General features: G+C 36.6%; 15 protein-coding genes. 6 read left to right on the plus strand and 9 right to left on the minus strand.

What is annotated here, in order from left to right:
• Positions 1 to 559 precede the first annotated feature (559 nt).
• From CUS89_RS14845 to CUS89_RS14860, 4 genes are all read right to left on the minus strand, one after another.
• Entirely contained in the window at positions 560 to 916 is a 357-nt protein-coding gene (locus CUS89_RS14845) for an ArsC/Spx/MgsR family protein (protein WP_104872679.1), read from the minus strand.
• Between the two features lie 17 nt (positions 917 to 933).
• Complete coding sequence (gene spx / locus CUS89_RS14850) at positions 934 to 1,341, minus strand: transcriptional regulator Spx (protein WP_104872680.1); 408 nt, start codon at positions 1,339 to 1,341, stop codon at positions 934 to 936.
• Positions 1,342 to 1,589: 248 nt separating this feature from the next.
• Positions 1,590 to 3,794, minus strand: coding sequence for an ATP-dependent helicase (locus CUS89_RS14855; protein ID WP_104872681.1), 2,205 nt, complete (start codon positions 3,792 to 3,794; stop codon positions 1,590 to 1,592).
• A 305-nt stretch (positions 3,795 to 4,099) separates the two neighbouring features.
• Positions 4,100 to 4,315 carry a hypothetical protein gene (locus CUS89_RS14860; protein ID WP_010736344.1) on the minus strand — a complete coding sequence of 72 codons (216 nt, stop codon included), beginning with the start codon at positions 4,313 to 4,315 and terminating at the stop codon, positions 4,100 to 4,102.
• Between the two features lie 576 nt (positions 4,316 to 4,891).
• Between CUS89_RS14860 and CUS89_RS14865 the strand changes: the two genes are divergently transcribed.
• The 3 genes from CUS89_RS14865 (at position 4,892) to CUS89_RS14875 (ending at position 7,651) form a co-directional block, all read left to right on the plus strand.
• The gene (locus CUS89_RS14865) at positions 4,892 to 5,494 is read left to right on the plus strand and encodes an accessory gene regulator B family protein (protein WP_104872682.1); all 603 of its coding nucleotides are present in this window, start codon (positions 4,892 to 4,894) and stop codon (positions 5,492 to 5,494) included.
• Positions 5,495 to 5,634: 140 nt separating this feature from the next.
• Positions 5,635 to 6,918 carry a sensor histidine kinase gene (locus CUS89_RS14870; protein ID WP_104872683.1) on the plus strand — a complete coding sequence of 428 codons (1,284 nt, stop codon included), beginning with the start codon at positions 5,635 to 5,637 and terminating at the stop codon, positions 6,916 to 6,918.
• Positions 6,919 to 6,922: 4 nt separating this feature from the next.
• Positions 6,923 to 7,651 (plus strand): LytR/AlgR family response regulator transcription factor, encoded by a 729-nt coding sequence (locus tag CUS89_RS14875; RefSeq protein WP_104872684.1) that lies wholly within the window; start codon positions 6,923 to 6,925, stop codon positions 7,649 to 7,651.
• A 101-nt stretch (positions 7,652 to 7,752) separates the two neighbouring features.
• Here the strand turns inward: CUS89_RS14875 and CUS89_RS14880 are convergent, their stop codons facing one another.
• Entirely contained in the window at positions 7,753 to 9,330 is a 1,578-nt protein-coding gene (locus CUS89_RS14880; RefSeq protein WP_104872685.1) for a zinc ABC transporter substrate-binding protein AdcA, read from the minus strand.
• A gap of 632 nt (positions 9,331 to 9,962) precedes the next feature.
• On the opposite strand from CUS89_RS14880, the gene CUS89_RS14885 reads away from it, so the two are divergent.
• Positions 9,963 to 11,144, plus strand: a complete 1,182-nt coding sequence (locus tag CUS89_RS14885) for an AI-2E family transporter (protein WP_104872686.1) — start codon at positions 9,963 to 9,965, stop codon at positions 11,142 to 11,144.
• A gap of 290 nt (positions 11,145 to 11,434) precedes the next feature.
• On the opposite strand, the gene treC is transcribed toward CUS89_RS14885, so the two are convergent.
• Positions 11,435 to 13,066, minus strand: a complete 1,632-nt coding sequence (gene treC, locus CUS89_RS14890; RefSeq protein ID WP_104872687.1) for an alpha,alpha-phosphotrehalase — start codon at positions 13,064 to 13,066, stop codon at positions 11,435 to 11,437.
• A gap of 354 nt (positions 13,067 to 13,420) precedes the next feature.
• Between treC and CUS89_RS14895 the strand changes: the two genes are divergently transcribed.
• Positions 13,421 to 14,524 (plus strand): AI-2E family transporter, encoded by a 1,104-nt coding sequence (locus tag CUS89_RS14895; RefSeq protein ID WP_104872688.1) that lies wholly within the window; start codon positions 13,421 to 13,423, stop codon positions 14,522 to 14,524.
• Between the two features lie 164 nt (positions 14,525 to 14,688).
• Here the strand turns inward: CUS89_RS14895 and CUS89_RS14900 are convergent, their stop codons facing one another.
• From CUS89_RS14900 to CUS89_RS14910, 3 genes are read right to left on the minus strand one after another with little or no spacing between them, the layout of a single operon-like run.
• Positions 14,689 to 14,988 carry an antibiotic biosynthesis monooxygenase family protein gene (locus CUS89_RS14900; RefSeq protein ID WP_104872689.1) on the minus strand — a complete coding sequence of 100 codons (300 nt, stop codon included), beginning with the start codon at positions 14,986 to 14,988 and terminating at the stop codon, positions 14,689 to 14,691.
• A 17-nt stretch (positions 14,989 to 15,005) separates the two neighbouring features.
• The gene (locus CUS89_RS14905; RefSeq protein ID WP_104872690.1) at positions 15,006 to 17,717 is read right to left on the minus strand and encodes an ABC transporter permease; all 2,712 of its coding nucleotides are present in this window, start codon (positions 17,715 to 17,717) and stop codon (positions 15,006 to 15,008) included.
• 11 nt (positions 17,718 to 17,728) lie between these two features.
• A complete protein-coding gene (locus CUS89_RS14910) occupies positions 17,729 to 18,430 on the minus strand; it encodes an ABC transporter ATP-binding protein (protein WP_104776525.1) in 702 nt (233 codons plus the stop codon).
• Positions 18,431 to 18,866: 436 nt separating this feature from the next.
• Here CUS89_RS14910 and rbsR point away from each other — a divergent pair, with 436 nt between their 5' ends.
• The gene (rbsR, locus tag CUS89_RS14915) at positions 18,867 to 19,895 is read left to right on the plus strand and encodes a ribose utilization transcriptional repressor RbsR (RefSeq protein WP_104872691.1); all 1,029 of its coding nucleotides are present in this window, start codon (positions 18,867 to 18,869) and stop codon (positions 19,893 to 19,895) included.
• Positions 19,896 to 20,067: the final 172 nt, after the last annotated feature.

The raw sequence follows: 20,067 nt of genomic DNA on the forward strand, positions 1-20,067 counted from the left end.
ACTATTTTTTAAAAGTTTTTTGAACTCGTTTTTCACGAGGCCGTTTCAGCAACTCACTTATAATAACTTGTTGTTTGTTATTTGTCAACAACTTTTTTTGCCTCTTCATTTGTAGAGTCAGCATCCCTTGATGATCGCTCCAAACAACATTAGTTATATTAACATGTGCTTTTCTATTCGTCAAGCATTATTTAAAGTTTTATTTACACTATTAAAATCAGTAATAAACAAAAAACAACAAAAAAAAATATACCATTTATTCTATTTAGTTGTCAATCACTATTTCTTCTAAATCTATCTGGTATACTTTCAATTCTGATCCTCTTTATAGTAGAAATACGAAAAAGTCGAAATATTTTCTTTTGGAATATACGATTTGCCTCTTACACTTTTTGCTAGTTATCACTAGTTTCTTTACGAAAAATATGCAACGCGCCTTTGGTAATAAGCCAAAAAACCAGAGAACAGGTAAGTGAGATTTTGATTCTTTGGCTTGTTACTAAGGAAAAACCGATGATTCCAATTGCCTTTTTCAGTATGTAACACAATTGGATACAGTCTATTCATGTAAAATCAATTGCTCCATCAATCGTTGATCGTAGCCAACAAACAGCGCATCATCGATGATGATCAAAGGACGTCTTAAAAGATGACGTTGCGTTTTGCACAAAAATAGAAGTTGATCTTCCTGATTTTTTGGAAGCCCAGCTTTAATTTTTTTGAATTCAAATGACCATGTAGTAAATAGTTGTTCAATATCTGCATTTTCAAAACTACATATCTCTTTGACTTCTTTATTGCTTAAAGCTCTACTTTCTAGATCAACAAATTGATAAGATAAATGCTTTTTCTCTAACCATTGGATTGCTTTAACCGTTATTGTGCAATTCGTTGAACTATAGATTTTGATATTCACAACGTCTCCTCCTATTCTTACGAATACAAGACACTATGTTTCATATAAATCAAGTTTCTTGCGACACCTCGTATTTCTCTAGGAATGAATGCTCGTATTTCATCTTCATTGAATCCAATCAATACTCTTTTCTCATCAAGGAGTATCGGGCGTCTAAGTAAAGATGGGTATTCTTTGAACAAGCGGATCATTTCTTTTAATGATAAATCATTAAAATCGATCCTTAGTTTCTCATAAACTTTTGATCGAGTGGAAATAATATCTTCGACTCCACCTTCCGTTGCGGCCAATATTTGTCTTATCTCGTTTTCTGATAGAGGTTCTGCAAAGATATTCTTTTCTTCAAAATCAAGGTGATTCGTTTGTAACCATGCTTTGGCCTTTCTGCAAGATGTACAGCTAGGCGAAGTGTATAGTTTTATCATTTTCTCACTCCTTTTTAATTGTAATCCCATTCTAAACGTAATATCAAAATAATGCCAGTCATACGCTATCCTTAAAATAAATAAATTTTGTTTTCTTTTATATTTATGTTATTTAAAAAGATTTGTAAAGGTTATATTCTTTTTATAAACAACGGTTATTTAAAACCCACATAAATAATTATAGTTATTTATATTTTTGAATAAAAAAGCAAAGCGAGTGTATTTTTACTCGCTTTGCTGTTCGTAATTTATTGGATTTTTTTAACTTTACAACCTGTTTCTTTAATAAAACGAGAAGGTTTTAATTTTCTTTTCCCCTTAAACTCAGGAACACATAAGTAAAGGCGATTTCTTGCCCTAGTCATTGCGACATAAAAAAGACGTCTCTCCTCTTCAATCGTCGTTAATGGCTCGATTTTCAACTCACTTTTCAGTCTTTTATCTTTTGCTACCGCACCATTATAAGGAATCATTCCTTCATTACAACCGATTAAAAAGACATTACGATAACTTAGGCCTTTACTTTTGTGAATACTCTGGATACATAATGCATCTAGTTTCCCCTTACGATAAGCAATCAACCTTGTTTTTAGTTCTGCTGCAATTCCTTGGATCTCAAGATACAATTTTTTCAATTGTGGGATCGTTGGATATTGTCTGATCGTCTCCAGCAACCATTCTTTGTCACCTTGCTCGATTTCTTTATTCGGTCTTGGCAACCGACAATAGGTCTCAATCAGTGAAACACATGAACGTTTTGTTGGTTGGGCAAATGACTCTAGCGCGCTTACAAATGTCTTTAGTTCTTTTTCTCTAGACTCTAAATTAGGTCGCCGTTTTAAAATATAAGCAACAATATCTTGGTCACTGTTTTTATTAGAGAAAAATTGGTCGCATTCATTTGTTTTCAAATAACAATTGATCATCAGCTGTCGCAATAATTGTTGATAAGCCTGTGTTTTTATCGGCATTGCTGCATCGTACCAATTAATAAGCTTTTGATAAAACTGTTGAAAAAGCTTAATGCCAAAAATCCCCGCATATTGGGTATCCGCTTCTAATACAAATGGAATATCTGTTTGGATCAACCGTTGCACTAAAGCTTGCGTTTGTGATAATGAGCGATACAAAATGATCGATTCTTTATACTTTCCTTTGTCTTCTATAAAGGCATACACTTGCTGGATCAGCCAATCACTTTCCTCTTGTACGGTTTTAAAGGATAATGCCTGTAATACACCTGGTTCTTTTTGCGCCGGTACCATCGCTTTAGGTATGCGGTCCTCTTTATTGAACGTGATCAATCGATTGGCTCCTTGAACGATCGATGCTCGCGAACGATAATTAGTCAATAGAAAGAGTGTTTTTGTTGGATATTCTCTTTCGAACTGTTTGAGATAATCAGGTTCAGATCCTCTAAAGCCATAGATACTTTGATCATCATCTCCTACGATGATCAACTTGATCGGCGAGTCTTTCGTAATGAGTTGAACGATCGCCCATTGCAAAGGGTTCGTGTCTTGAAACTCGTCAATAAACAAGTAATCGTATTTTTGACCTACATATCTTCTGACATCTACATTAGAGAGGGCATTTTTCAAATTTTGCAGAACATCATTGAACTCAAAAAGCCGTTGCTTTCGTTTTTCTTCAAATAGTTCAGTCATTAATTGATCCATACGCTCAGAGATGGGTTGACGTGGGTCCTTTTCAATCGAATCAAATCGCTTTTTGATCAATTGGATGATCTCCTGCTGCGAGAGATTCATATTTTGCCAATAATCCAAGCGGTTAGCAATCGTTTTCTCACCATACTGATCGAAAGAGTATAGTTGATATTTTTTGATTAATTTTTGCAGTAATACATTTACTTTGTAAGGTGTATCTTTAGAAAACTCCCCTTGAATCCCTTCAACAGAAAGATTTGGAAACTGTCGTTTGACATCACTATACAGACGATAAAAAATACTATGGAAAGTCCCAATTGTCACATTCGTTTTTCTTTGACTGAAATTATCCACTCGTTTTTTCAATTCATTCGCAGCATTTCGAGTAAAGGTAATCATTAAGATTCTTTGCTCTTCTACTTGTTCTTCATTCATCAGATACACAGCTTTCGCACATATCGTTTGTGTTTTCCCACTTCCTGCACCTGCAATGATACGCAAATGTTTGCTCATATCATAAGTGATTGCTGCTTTTTGTTCATTATTGAATCGATTATAAGAACGCTTTTCAATATGTTCAAAAAATGATTCATTTGGCTGTTCTTCCCCATGTTGTTCTTCTACCAATCCTGGTGCTTCCCCATATGCAGCCTCATAACTAGCAATTATTTCTTCTTGCATTCGAAAAATTTGTTGGAGCTTTTTATATTTTCTTTCCCAATGGCTGATTTCTCTTTGCAATCGAAGAATTTCTTTCTCATTTTCTTGATTGATCATCTTCCCCATCTTTCTTTTATTTATTTTCTACTCCATTTATTTTCTTTATACTAACAGACCTTTACAAAAAATAAAATGGGACTTCAACCTTTTACAATCGTTATCTTGGGAATCAGCAAAAGAATCTCTACTACAGACGGATAGATATGATAAGGTTCTATAACTACTTGGAGTCAAAAAAAATAGGACAACCATTTTCACTTTACGCTCCAATGAAAAAATAGCCAGCCAAATCCAAAAATGACTTTCCATCATTCAAGATTTGACTGGCTATTTATGAAAATTGCTACTTCTCATTTCATGAACACGTACTATTAGTAGCTATACTCTTTTACTGCACTTGACTTACGAACGACTAATTGCCAGTGTAAGTTATGTGCAGTTTCATTGTCTTCATCTGCGCAATTGAGAACACGAACCATCAAACTATTCTCATAGATTTTTTCAATTTCTGCTTCAATTGGAGAACAAAATAAATCTGATACAAATGCATACGTTTTACCGACTTCAAATAGATTTTCATTTTCCATGCTATTTCCTCCATTATGTTGTGCCTAAAGCACAGCCTATTTTGATAAAATTCCGAATTTGTTATCCTTTAATGATAAATCCACCTTCTTAAAGGCTTACTTTTCACATAGAAACTATCTCGTTGTTGATATCAGAAGGCAACAACAAAAAGGGGAAGAGTAGTTGCTGCCCTCTAATTAGAAGTTGATAAAAACAAAAATATAAGAACGTGTAACTTATATTCATCTTCGCAACCTCTATTAATTTTTAACATAAATTTTTAAACATAACACAGAAATATCATAAAAAGTTCTTTTGGCATCAAAACTGTTAATTAATCTCACTCTTTTTCGGTATAATCGTATGTTTAGCTAAAAATTCAAAGATAATTCTATACAATTACAAGGAGTTTCAATTATTTAGAGATAAACATTTCTTTTATTTTTATATAAAAAAAATTCTTTTCACTCTAATATAACAAATATGTTACAAAATTCACTTAGTTTACGATTTTGATGTCAAAACGTCCTTTTATGAATCAAAAAACATTTTTTGTGTCTTTTCGCTTATTATAGTAGTCGGAGGTACGTATAGAGATGAAAAATAAAGTGGTAAATCGAATATTGGCAATATTATTCAACGGAAAACAAGATGAAGAGGATATGACTTACATCCAAGTGAAGTTTGCTCTTGAAGTTTTACTGAACAATCTTGGAAAACTTGCTGTCGTTTTTGTATTTTCTTTATTGACAGGCACGTGGGCGGAAACAGGAATGACTTTCCTTTCATATATCTGTATTCGCAGATACGCTTATGGTCTCCATTCCGATTCTGAATTTGTTTGCTTACTTTGGACATTGCTTTATCTGTGGGGGGTTCCCTTAGTAATGAAACATTATCAATTGACTTTCTCTTTCCCTATGATAGTCCTTTTGTTAATTGTTTGTTTTTTCCTTTTGCTTCGCTATGGATCAAGAGGCACAGCCCTTAACCCGATTGCACCAGAGAAACGCCCACCCCTACTTAAAAAAGCGATTTTCATGTATCTTTTATTTGCAGTACTCACATTATTTTTCTCTGCTTCTTACTTTTCTACCTATTTACTACTTGGGATTATTTTAGAAATAGCTACGTTGCTTCCAGTTACAAATTACATGATGAATATTGGAGGAATTTTTTATGAAAAAAACAATCGTTAAACAATTAACTAACCTTTCTGATTTCTTTGTATCTGGCTGCTGCTTCGGTATGAGCTCAGAATTTAAAATACCTGAAAAATTAAAAAAATAATATTATAAATATGCTATAATTTGGGAAAACGCAATGGGAGCTGTGCTTTATGTTTTTATGGTCCATAGCCTTGCAATATCTGATTTACACCTGTTCTATCTTAATCATCAATTCCCAAATTAAAAATAAATACCTATTTTCTACGTTTAGTCTCTTGGCAGCAGCCCTGTTGGGAATACTTTACCCGATTTTAGGTATTTTTTCTGCACTTGTCGCAATTGCCATGTTGATTCTACTTTTCTTTTTCTTTTCATCCTCGCGCCAACATATGATCTACGCATTACCCTTGGGACTATTAACTTCCATCTTAGGTGATCATTTGACTAGCGTCGCGGATTTTTTCGTATTGGAATCTGCTGTCATTGAACCTGGAGATGCTTTACAATATTTCCATCTTACTGTATCAGCGATTTTATCTTTATTATTTGCTTATGGGTTCAGAAAATTTTTAGATAATTGGTCTGCTAGCATAGACCGTCGAATGATTGGTACAATCGGTTCGTTGGTTTTACTTACCTACTATATCATTATTTTCTATACACGCTTTTCTGGTGAAACGCCAAAAGTCTTAGCATTAAATACTAGTTTTTTTATACTATATCTGTGTGTAGGCCTAATTATCTTGATCTACTATTGGAAAATATCAAATAAAAAGATGGCGGATCAATTATTGGAACAACGCATCCAATTACAGCAAGATTACATTAGAGATCTAGAAAAAAATTATCAAGAACTTAGAGAGTTTAAACACGATTATCAAAATCTGTTGTTTTCTTTAAATAGTTATATTTCTGAAGGCGATCTTGATGGCTTACAAAAATATTACAACCAAACGATTTTACCTACACGTGAAATGATGAATCTCTTCCCAGCAAATCTTAGCTTACTAGACAAAATGAAGGTACCTGAAATAAGAAGTCTATTTTCTTTAAAATTAATGATGGCACAAGAAAAAGGTATCTCTGTCCAATTGACTGTTCCAGACGAAATCGTTATTGGCAAAAAATATACGATCAATTTGGTAAGAATGCTTGGTATCATTCTTGATAATGCAATCGAAGGCGCATCAGTAACCAAAAAGAAAAAAATTGAAGTACTTATCATCAAGAAAAAGCAGTCGTTGATGATACGCGTCATCAACACCACTACGAATACGTTCCCATTGAGTAAGTTAAAGCAAAAAGGCTTCTCGACGAAAACAAATCCCAAAAATGAAGGATTAGGTTTGTTTATACTTGATGAATTAACAAAAACGAATCCTTATCTTTTTCTTGAAACATCGATTGAGAATCAGCGATTTTCACAAACAATCCATATACAATTAAAGGAGTAATTTTATGATTCCCATTTACATTTGTGAAGACGATCCGAAACAACTGGAAGTCATCTCTACAGTAATCAAGAATCGGATCATGATTGAAAATTTGGATAGTTATGTCCATATTGCCACTTCTGATCCTATTGAACTCCTCAATGCAGCAAGGATACGTACATCTTCTTTTGGTATTTATTTTTTGGATATCGAACTGAAAGACAGCGAGTTAGATGGCATCGCCATTGGAAAACGAGTACGTGACTTGGATTCGCTTGGAAAAATCATTTATGTTACTTCACACACCGATCTTTCCATGACGATTTTGAAAAGCAACATTGAGCCGACTGATTATATCATCAAAGAAGATATTTTTGATCTTAAAGATAATGTTGAACGTATCTTAAGTAAAATATTCGAAGATTTCCAAACTGCACCATTACAAAAAGATATTTTTAGAATTGAATTCAATGATGAAATCAAATTTTTACCCATCAGAGATATCCAATACTTTTCTACTGCTCAAGGTACTCCTCATAAACTTGAGGTCCATTTGACACATGCCCAGATGCAGTTTTACGAGAAGATAAAAGATATCGAAAAGAAAAGTCAACACTTTATCCGTTGTCACAAATCTTATGTCATCAATACCCAAAATGTCCAAACAATCAATAAGAAAACACGAGAAGTGACTCTATCCAACGGGGAAGTGATCCCTGTTTCGATTCGTGGGCTAAAGAAGTTGATTTCTTGAAAGACAGTAAAATAAATAAATTCTTTTTAATAAAGAAACGAAGGATGAATGAAAAAGTCGTAAAATCCTCTTTTCCATTCATTCTTCGTTTTTAGTATCGTTTAATGCGCGATCATTTCTTGCGCGATTTCTTTCCCACTCATTTTTTCAGGATAGAAAGTTGGCCAATTTTCCATTTCTTCTAGCAATGCTTCTTGGCTTTCATTCCCTAAATAGATATGGAAATGATCCGATTTGGTAGGCGCAATCGAGTGGTCACTGAATTGTACATACTTGAACGCACCAGAATCAGGATCTTCTGCTTCGAATAAGAAACGGACGCCACGATTACCTGCTGAATAGTTCAAGATCTCTTTACCAACATAACGGTATTTCGATTCTTTGACCTCACCGTCCTTGAAAGTGAAGATCATTGTATCATCTTTGATCTCAATTTTTTCGACATCTGTTTTGTAACCTATTTCATAGTATTCACGGTACTCCTCAGCTGTCATATCTGGGTTTGTTTTGGCTTTATATTCAAATACTTGATCAAATGTTCCATCTGCCATATACGTATCGACAGTTTGCCAGACACCGTTCCAATCTGATAATGGGCGGTCTTGGACATCTGCATCTTCAAAATAACCATTATAAACTGTTTTTTCTTTTTCAGGTTTCAATGTATCTTCTAATGGATTTTCAGTATCCGTAGTTTTTTGGAGCGCTTTTAAGTTTGCTTCCATGATTGAAATGTACGTTTCGCCGTTATCCATTTGTTCTTTTGTCAATCCTTCTAAAGGATTCAATACTGCTAACGATACGCCTGCTTCAGTAGCTAAAGTACGAGCGATACTGTCTTTGGCATTCTCTTCAAAATAGATATATTCGATCCCATGTTCTTCAACAAATTCTTTTAATTCGGCGATTCTCGCAGCAGATGGTTCTTCACTTGAGGAAAGACCGGCAATTGGTACTTGATTAAGACCATATTCTAGAGCTAAATAATTGAACGCAGCGTGTTGGGTCACAAATGATTTTTGTTTTGCTTGTCCTAATGTTTCTTTAAAAGTATTGTGTAGCGCTTCTAATTCTTCTAAATAAGAGGCAGCATTTTCAGTGAATGCTTCTTCTTTTTCAGGATATGCCTCAATCAATTGGTCACGAATCGTTTCTACTTGCTTCATCGCTAGATTAGGAGCTAACCAAACATGTGGATCTAATTCATGAGAATGACCGTGGTCTCCGTGATCGTGATCATGGTCATGATCGTGGTCTTCGTCGGAATGATCATCATGATCGTGGTGATGTCCATGATCGTCACCAGGTAATAATAGCATGCCTTCCGTTGCTTTGATTGAAACCACATTTCCTTCTTCTAATGTATGCTCAACCGATGGGACCCAAGTCTCCATATTTTCATCATTATATACGAAAACATCTGCATTTTGGATTTTAGTCATATCTTTTGCAGAAGGTTCATAGTCATGTGAATCCGTTCCAGCTGGAATCAATAATTCGACATTACCTTCTTCACCAACTACTTGCTTCGTGAATTCGTACATTGGATAAAATGTCGTCATTACGTTCAAGCTTTCATCATTTTGTGCATTTGATTGTGTTGTAGTTTCTCCTGTGCCACAACTTGCAAGGACCCCTGCCAACAGTAATCCTCCTACCACCTTGATCCAACGCTTCATCTTATTCGCTCCTTCTCATCTTCTTTCTATTTTGATTACGATTAACAAATACAAATCGTAATAGTTACGTTTTAGCAACAGGAATTAATTTAGCATAGAATCAAACCAACCGTCAAGCATTATTACTAAATTTATTTTATTATCGAAATTCGATTGATTTTTCAACTGTATTATTTTCTTTTTACACCCGTTTCAGATTATAATAACTTGGAGTAGGACAAGGTTGTGAAAGAAGCGGTCAGCACTGAGTAATAAGACAGGAAAATCAAAAATGGCTTTTTCATTTTGGATTTTCTTGGCTTATTATTGAAGTGTTGCTTCTTGAACACCGTTTATCTAGGTTGTGAGAAAAGCGTTTTGACCTGAGCAGTAAGATGGAAAATCAGAAAATAGCTTTCTATATTTTTTGATTTTTCAGCTTAATGTTGAAGGTCAGCTTTTCGAACACCGTTTATTAGGTTGTGAGAAAGACGTTCAGCTCCAAGTATCAAAACAGAATTTGAGAAAATAGCTTCTCATATTTTTCACAGTTTGGCTGACTATTAAAAAGGCTTCATTCGATCTCAATAGTTGCTTCGTGAGAATAGCCCAACCAAAAAAACCTGCTTATTTCAAGAGAAAGGAGAACTATCGTGGAAAAAAAACCGAAAGAATCTTCCCGACTGATTCGTTTTTTAGGAGGGAAAACTTCGTATTACGTTCTAGGATTACTTGTGATGATGGCGTTGGTCATTTACTTTTTCCAAAAGATTGCTTTTATATTCAAACCCCTGGTTGTCATTTTCATCACGACTTTACCACCAGTCCTTTTCGCTTTGGTCTTATATTATTTATTAGAGCCTTTGATCAAACGTCTCAGCAAGAAAATCTCACGTAATCTGTCAGTCATTTTAGTTTTTGTTATTATTTTATTGCTGATTGGCTTAGGAGGTGTCTGGCTGTTTCCGTTTTTAGAACAGCAAGCAACCACATTGATTCAACAACTACCTGACCTATTCCAAGATTTCCAACAAACATTGAAGGACTTTTTAGCACAGACACCATTTTCTGATTCGTTCAATCAATTCTTTGCATCGATTGATGATTTCACCGATAACTTTACTTCATTCATCGGTAACTATTGGCAGAGCGGTGCTGAAAGTCTAGGAAATCTATTCTCAGCGGTCACAACGACCTTTATCACTTTATTTACTGGTCCAATCATTGCCTTTTTCCTTTTAAAAGATCCGCATAATTTTTATCAAGCGGTCTTAGGTATCGTTCCCCCAAAATTTCGAACAGATTTTCGGACATTGACTAAAATTGCGAATCAACAATTAGGTGCTTTCTTAAAAGGACAAATCATCGCTTCTTTTATTCTAGGCGCCGTTTATTGGGTCACTTTCTTATTGATTGGCTTAGAATTTGCAAGTATTCTGGCTATTGCAGCTGGTTTATTATGTATTATTCCTTATATCGGTCCATTCGTAGCTTTCTTTCCTGGACTGTTCATTGCTTTTCAAGATTCGACGTTCATGGCTGTAAAATTCGTGATCGTCTGGTTCGTTGTCCAATTACTACATGGAGATCTTGTGGTCCCTCGTGTGATGGGTGATCGGTTACAGATCCACCCCATCACGATTTTGATTGTTTTATTAGTCATGGGAGATCTTCTAGGAATCATGGGTGTCATTTTTGGTATTCCGATCTATACATTGATCAAACTATTCGTTGTTTTTCTCTTTAGAAAATTCAAACAGCGTTACAATAAGTTTTATGGGGATCAAGGGGTTTATCAAAAAGCTGATTTTTCAGAGAAGGATTACTTTAAGTAACAAAAAAGGATAGGCATGAGACATGAGTCCACTCCTATCCTCTAAAAAACTATACGGTATTCATCGAGCAACATTTCAGAGATAAGCAAATCCCATAAATGTGTCTGGGACATTAGTCCTCTTGTACCACCTAAAACCGAATAAACGGCGAGAACAGAAGCAACCTCTTCGGAAATAAGGCGCCATCCACAAAAATTTGAAGAACAATTTTCGTGGATGGCGCCTTATTTCTCGAGGCTGAACACTTCTGTCCCGGCCTCATTTTGAAAACTATTCGTTTGTCACAGTCTCTACTTTTCTTGCAATAATAGTGCGACTGCTTGATAAGGCTGTAACTTCATTTCTTTTTCAACTGTCGTTGGGTAGTTACTGATCAAGACTTCCGCACCTACAAATTCTTCCGGTAATTCCACCGACGTTTCTTTCGCGTAAAAATTAGTCAGAACTAATAATTTTTGATCAGCGGTTTGTCTAAGATAGCTATAGACTTGTGGATGCTCAGGCACATAGGCTTTGTAATCACCGTTAGCAATCACTGGATATGTTTTTCTTAGTTGGATCAGCTTTTGGTAATAGGCAAAAATCGACTGTTCTTGCTTTTGTTCGTTTGCTACATTGATCGTTTCGTGCTTCGATGCTAACGGTAGCCAAGGTGTCCCTGACGTGAAGCCCGCTTGTGGTTCATCCGTCCACTGCATCGGCGTGCGTGAGTTATCTCGTGATTTTGCTTTGATTCGTCGAAAGGCTTCTTCTGGCGTGAATCCTTGTTCTTGTAACAGGTTATATGCATTTAAGCTTTCAATGTCCCGATAGTCAGAAATCGAATCGAAGTCAGGATCGATCATGCCGATTTCTTCTCCCATATAGATATACGGAGTGCCTCGATTTAAATGGATCATCGTAGCCAACATCTCTGCTCCTTGTTTGCGGTATTGTTCAATATCGACAAAGCGATTTAAGGCTCGTGGTTGGTCATGGTTATTCAAAAATAGTGCATTCCAGCCATTTCCTGCGCTCATTTCTTCTCCCCAAGTATGGAACAAACGCTTTAATTCTTCGAAATCAAATGGTGGTGTAGTCCATTTATTGCCATTTTCATAATCGACTTTCAAATGGTGGAAATTAAATACCATTGATAATTCATTTCGTTCAGGCGACGTATATAAAAGACAGTTTTCGATGGTCGTTGAACTCATTTCCCCTACCGTAATGATTTCAGGGTCTTGACCATATGTTTCTTTGTTTAAGCGTTGTAAATACGTATGAGTAATTGGTTTATCTGTGTACTCGGCTTTCCCTTCGTTTTCCGCGTTGTTTTTCAGTTCCTCGTCTTTTCCGATCACGTTGATCACATCAAAACGGAACCCTTTGACACCTTTATCCATCCAAAAACGAACAACTTTGAATAATTCTTGTTGGACTGCTTCATTGCGCCAATTCAAATCGGCTTGCGTTTTATCATACAAATGCAAGTAGTACTTACCTGTTTCCCCAAAGGGTGCCCAAGCGTTCCCGCCGAATTTTGATACCCAATCTGTTGGTTCATCTCTTAAAATAAAGAAATCTTGATAATATTTGTCTCCAGCTAATGCTTTTTGGAACCATTCATGTTCAATAGAGACATGGTTCAATACCATATCTAGCATGATGTCGATCTGGTATTTTTTCGCTTCAGCTACTAATGCTTCAAAATCGGCCATCGTACCGAATAATGGATCGATCGCTTGATAATCAGAGATATCATACCCATTATCTTTTTGCGGACTTGGGTAAAAGGGGTTCAACCAAATCATATCAATGCCTAATTCATTTAAATACGGCAATTTTTCTTTGACTCCTGGTAAATCACCAATCCCATCACCATTCGTGTCACGATATGACTTGGGATAAATCTGATAAATCACTTTTTCTGTAAACGCCATAAGCCTGTACCTCCAGCTGATTTTTAACTTATATATACAAGTTGATAATCTAATTATATATGAAACGTAAGCGTTTGTAAATCAATGACGCTAGGAAATATCCGACATCCTTTTTCAACAAATATTTCCTCTTAAATCGACCATACACACCACGCTCCGTTCATTTAACTATTTATTTTTTTACAAATTCCTTTTTCAAGAAAATAAATTCTTTTAGTTATGTTATATTTAAGTATAGGGTCATGATATAAATCAGCTTGTAGCATCTAAAAACGATTGAACAGTCTTCAAGTAAACTGCTTTTTTCATACATACCCTAAACGATAAAAAGCCAAAAAGCGGAGGATCTCTACTATGACTTTTTTAAAACGTTCCAAATTATTTGCAACACTTGTTTTACTTAGCTTGACAGGAATCACTATTTTTATTTTTTCTAAGATCACTTTTATTTTCAGACCATTAGAAGCGATCATGGCAAGTATCTTCTTGCCGATCTTGATCTCAGTTTTTCTCTTCTATATTTTTCTCCCGATATACAATCAACTCCTCAAATATATAAAATCAAGAACGCTTGCGGTCACACTGATGATGCTACTGATTTTGTTAACTGTGTATTTGATCGTACAAGTGGTTTTACCGATCATCATTTTGGAAATCAGTAAATTTATCGGTCAGGTTCCTCAAATTCTTTATGTTTTAGCAGAGAATCTAGATGGTTCCTTATTAGAAGAACGCTTGCTCCCATTTATTGATACACTGGAATTGAACCAATTGACACGCTTTGTTTTACAATTTGTTTCAGGAGCCACTTCAAGTTTAGTCAATGTATTCGAAATCGTTTCACGCTCTGCGATCATTCTCTTTACGATTCCACTCTTACTGATTTACATGTTCAAAGATGGTGACAGGATTCCAGCTATATTGACCCGCTACACGCCTAAGAAATTCCATCAGTTAGTCAGAGATTGGTGCCATGATTTTCATTTAGCTGCTTCGACCTATATTAGTGGCAAGCTTTTAGTCTGTACGTATGTAGGGGTGGGTAGTTATCTTGTTTTTAAAGTATTAGGCTTACCAAATTCGTTATTACTTGCCTTAATTTGCGGATTGATGGATATCATTCCTTATTTTGGTCCGTTTATTGGTGCTGCACCGGCTTTACTCTATGCTTTGAGTCAAGACGTTAAAACAGCTTTACTATTAGTGGCTTTCATCACCTTGATTCAATTTGGTGAATCTTACTTGGTGTCTCCTCTAGTGATGAATAAGATGATCCATATCCATCCGATTGCGACTGTTTTTCTTTTACTTGTCGCTGGGAACTTGTTTGGCTTATTAGGAATGATCCTCGTGTTGCCGACGTATACGATCATCCGGGAGATGATCCGCAGTTTTTTACGATTCAAGAACACAGCTGATACAGCTGATACAGCTAATTCAACTCATCCAACTGAATAGTCCTAGGGATAAACGGTGGGAATTACCGTTTATCCTTTTTTTATTTTACGGCAAAGTTTTTCTTTCTCTTTGTCTATTCTCCCTTATCTTTCAACAAAAAAACCGTTTATTGCTATCTTCTTTTTCAAGAATAAGCAATAAACGGATCATAAATAGTGATTTATCTATTCTGTTGGTTCATCAATGAAGCGTTGGACATTCATTTTCAAGTGATATTTTTTTCGTAATTCAGCGATCTCCATCATCATCTCTGATTTGTGGTGACGATCGATGGCTTCTTGATCTGTCCAGCGGTCTACCAATAAGATCGATTCAGCATCTTCTAAAGGAATAAAATACTCATAACGCTCATTTCCTTCTTGCGCACGAATGCGTTCGACGATTCCTCGCTCTGTCATTTCTTGGGCAAATGCCTTTGCATTGCCTTCTTTACCGGTATACAGGATATTCACAGTAATACTCATCTTAGTCCTCCCACTCATTATTCATTTGATTTCAATGCATCGATCATATCAATATGCTTCAATTTGAAATGAGTGACGATCATCACGATCACCGTGAATAGGATCGTCAAAGTAGCGGATAGTGTATAAGCAACCCATGTAATAACTAATGGGAAAATCACTGATTCCATTGAAGCTTGGCGTAAAATAAAGTCGGTCAGCACATAGCCGATCCCAAATCCTCCAATGATCCCTAACAAAGTAAAGATGATATTTTCTCGAACGATGTACATCGTGACTTCTTTGTCAAAAAAGCCTAGTACTTTGATCGTAGAAAGTTCACGTACTCGTTCAGAGATATTGATATTCGTTAAATTGTATAAAACGATAAACGCCAATAAACCAGATAGAACGACGAAGATGATGACCACTGCATCTAAATTTGAAAGTGATTCTTCTTGGTTCTTGATCTGTGTCGAAATAAATGAGGTATTAGTGACGGCACCCGTTTTCAATAATTCTTCTGAGAGTGTGTCCTCTTCTTCTTTCGACATCTCGTCTGTTTTGAGTAAATACGCATTCGTTGTCATTGGTTGTCCAGAAATCTCTTCATAATACGCTGGACTCATGTAGACAAAATTACCTAAATAATTTTGTAAAATGACTTCCACCGTTCCATGTAACTTTTGTTGATCGTCATCATACATTTCCACCGTATCACCGACAGATAAATCGAATAACTCGGCGGCTTTGCGTGTGATCGCAAGTCCTTGGTCTGGTAGCTCTACCGATTGATCGTCGGTTGTTTTCAAATGGATGAACGTTTCTAATGCTTGTTCATTTTCTGGCACCATCAAAGTCAAGCTTTGTGATGCTTGGCCTTTTTTACGTAGTTCAATCGTTTGCGAATCAACCGCCAAACGATCAGTGATCTTCGCTTGATCATCCATTGCGTCATTGACTTCTTTTTGACTTGCTTCATCGGTTTGATTGGTTGTTACGATCGCTTGATAATCAATGATTGGTCCAAACTGTTTGGCAGAAACAGAGCTAAGAGAATCCTTTAAGCCAACTCCTGCAACCATCAATCCTGCACAACCCGCAATCCCGATGATCGCCATGAACATCCGTGACTTATAGCGGAAAAGATTACGATAACTGATTTTCTGGTTGAAGCTTAACCGTGACCAAAGAGGAGTAATATATTCTAAAAGAATTCTTTTCCCTGGTTTCGGTGCTTTAGGCTGTAACAAAGCAGCTGGTCGTTCGCGTAGATCTTTGAATAGAACTAACATCGCTGCACCAAAAGCAGCAATGAAGAACGCAATAGCTGCTTGGATGATTGGTGGCCAATCATAGAAAATCACCGCACTGCCGATATCGTAACGTTCGTTTGAAAGCTCAAAAATGATCCGTGGTAAAAGATTCGTTCCTAATATCGTTCCTAAAATAATGCCAATACCTGATGCAAGACAAGCATAAATGGCATATTTTTTGGCAATCTCCAATTTACTATACCCTAAGGCTTTCAATATACCAATTTCTCGTCTATTTTCTTCAACCATCCGTGTCATCGTGGTAAAAGTGATCAGTGCTGCAATAAAGAAGAAAAAGACCGGAAAGACATTTGCGATAGCTGCGATACGTTCAGCTAGATCGCCAAATTCCTGAAAGCCGACATTTTCCGATCGCTCTTGGAAAAGATAAGTTGGCTTTGCTAATTCATTGATTTTTTCTTCATTCTCAGCAATAGACGCTTCCGCCTCTGTTAGCTCCGCTTCTTTTGTCGTCAATTGTGCTTCTTGTTCTGATAATTGACTTTCTTGTTCCGCTAAAGCACTCAATGCCGGTGTTCGCTGCGGTTCAGGTAACTGTTCCAAGACTTGACGTTGTTGATCGATCTGCGTTCTCGCTGTTTCTAATTGACTCTTCGCATCCGCTACTTGTGATTTCCCGTCTGCGATTTCTTGTTTTGCAGGGGCTAAAGCCTCTTCACCTTCTTGCTTCAACTGTTCTAAACGTTGCTGCGGTCGCTCTTTAAACAACTCTTCCAGCTTTTCGATGTTTTTTTCCATCTCTTCTTGGTATTCTTCACTGTACGTATTCAAGTCATCGACATTCGCAAAGTCTAGATATAGAACGGATTGGATATCCGTTGTAAAATTATCTTGAGGGACATAGGCAAAGTAATCAATACTTCCATTCCCTACATTTGCATAACCTCGTTCTAAGTTATTGATGAATAACGGGGAACGGACAAACCCTGTGATCTTGTACTCCGTCCCTTTCAAGTCATCTGCTTCGATCGTATAGGTGTCACCGATGCTGTATCCTTGATTTTTCGCTTTCTCATCAAGCACAAGTTCATCATCCGATTGCGGCAAGCGACCGTCGATCACCGTCATCTGATTTTGTTTCATATCAGGAGCGTAAGAGAATACTTGGACAACTTCATTTTTATTAGCATTCGCGTAATACAGTTGTTTGCCTGCTTCAACTGTTACACCTGAGAGTTTCTCTGCTTCTGTGACATCTTCCTTCGTCAATCCCGCTGTAGAAACGATCTGTAGATTAGAGAGTTTACCAGCTCTGACATATTCATCCATCGTTTTTTGCATCACAGGGCCGGCTGTTTTAACGCCGACATACAGGAGCGTACCAAGTAAAATGATCAAAATAATCGCGATGAAGCGTCCTTTTGATTGGCGTATTTCACGAAATCCCGCTTTGAGGTAAGTTCTATTTTTCATTCCAAGTCTCCTTACCAAACTAGTTCATCAATGGATGAAGGCTGTTCATTCAATTCGACTGCACGGACTTTGGCATCGTTGATATGGATCACTCGATCAGCGATTGGCGCTAAAGCCGAGTTATGCGTAATGATCAAAACGGTATTTCCATGTTCACGACTAGCATTTTGCAATAATTTCAAGACTTGTTTTCCTGTCTCAAAATCTAATGCGCCGGTTGGTTCATCACAAAGTAATAGTTTTGGGTTCTTCGCAAGCGCTCGTGCAATCGACACACGTTGCTGTTCGCCTCCTGATAATTGCGACGGAAAATTATTCAAGCGGTGCGCAAGCCCCACTTGTGTCAATACTTCTACAGGATCTAACGCATTTGGCGAAACTTCTGTTGCCAACTCAACATTTTCTTTTGCAGTTAAGTTAGGAACGAGATTATAAAATTGAAAAACAAAGCCAACATCTGTCCGACGATAAGCCGTTAATTGTTTGTCATTGAATTGAGCAATATCTGTTTCATCAATGATGATCTGTCCCTCATCCGGTGTGTCCATCCCACCTAAAATATTCAAAACCGTTGATTTCCCTGCTCCACTAGGCCCAAGGATGATCACTAATTCTCCTTTTTCAATGGAGAATGAAATATCATCATTCGCTGTAATCGTTGTTTCGCCCATCTTGTAACGCTTAAATTCATTTTTCACTTCTACATATTTCATAAAACTTCCACCTTCATTCTCCCGTTTATTTGTCTATTTAGTAAACCTCCTCTATTTTAACACTGAAATGAAAGGTTGTGAAAAAAACCTTTTCAAAAGAGGTTGTGAAAGGCGCGTTCAGCACAGAGGCATAAGAAAGGAAAATAGAAAATGGTTCTTTCATTTTTTATTTTTTGTCTTATGTCCGAAGTGTTGCGCCTTGAACACCGTTTACAAGAGGTCGTGAAAGGCACGTTCAGCACAGAGGCATAAGAAAGGAAAATAGAAAATGGTTCTTTCATTTTTTGATTTTTTGGCTTATTTCTGAAGGAGTTACTTCTGGAATACCGTTTATTCGGTTCCAGGATGTGCAAGGTGACGAATATCACAGAATCATCATTTACTTCTTTACGTATTCATGGGAAAATGACACTAAGAAAGAGATAGGAGTATAGCAATGGCAAAGAAAAAAGTGACGATCAAAGACGTTGCGAGACATTCAGGCGTATCTATCGCAACTGTCTCATTGATCTTGAATGGCAATGAAGCAAAATTCCATCCAGATACGGTCAAAAAAGTAGTAAAAGCAAGAGACGAATTAGGTTACCAACCCGATTACATTGCACGTCAAATGATCACAAAGAAAACAAAAACCATCGGTGTCCTTGTCCCTGATATCACCAATCCTTTTTTCAATACATTGATGCAAGGGATAGAAGACTATCTTTACCAACAAAATTTTGTCACGATTCTATGCAATGCAGATTTTGATCATCAAAAAGAAACGGATTATTTACTTGAATTGACGCAACGTGGCGTCGACGGATTTATTATTGCCTCTTCGGCTGTCTCAACGAAAGCCCTCCAAGTTTCTTTGAAGAAACAAGGGAAACCATTTATCGTACTAGATCAAAAAAAAGCAGAAGGTTCTAGTGATGCGGTCTTAACAGATGATTACCAAGGTGGGTACTTAGCCGGTGAGCATCTATTAGGTTTAGGGCATCAGGAAATTGCTTTAGTCTATCCACAACAAACACCGCAAAATGTCCAAAATCGGATAGATGGTTTCTTAGCCGCGTGTAAACATGTGGATCATTCTGAGAAACAGATCCATTGGTTCCCTACTCACTTTTCAAAAAAAGGGGGCTATGAAATCGTTCCTGATTTACTTTCTTCTGCTACTACAGCGATCTTCGCATTGAATGACGAATTAGCTTTTGGTGTATATCGCGGATTAGCGGAGCATGATAAACTCATTCCCGAAGATTATAGCATCATCGGCTATGATAATATCGATATGTGTGAATACATGAAGCCTAAATTAACGACCATTGCTCAACCCATCTTGGAGTTAGGTAAAGCGACTGCTCGCTTACTCTTAGAACGTATCCAACATCCTGATAAATCATGGGAAGAACTTTTATTGCCCGTAGAGTTGATCCAACGTTCCTCAACTCGATCGATCAATCTCTCTTCCCATCAATAAGATGAATATTTTTTGTGAACCAATGATGACTGCACCGGTTGTCATTGGTTTTTAAAATAATGCGTTATTTTATATTTTTATTTTTCCCATAAAAAAGCCACTAACTACGACTTTTTTTACGTTCGTTATTTATCGAAATGTTTTGAAGAATTGATAAATCTTTGGTAAACTT

This window comes from Enterococcus mundtii (assembly GCF_002947535.1).
Taxonomy (GTDB): Bacteria; Bacillota; Bacilli; order Lactobacillales; family Enterococcaceae; genus Enterococcus_B; species Enterococcus_B mundtii_B.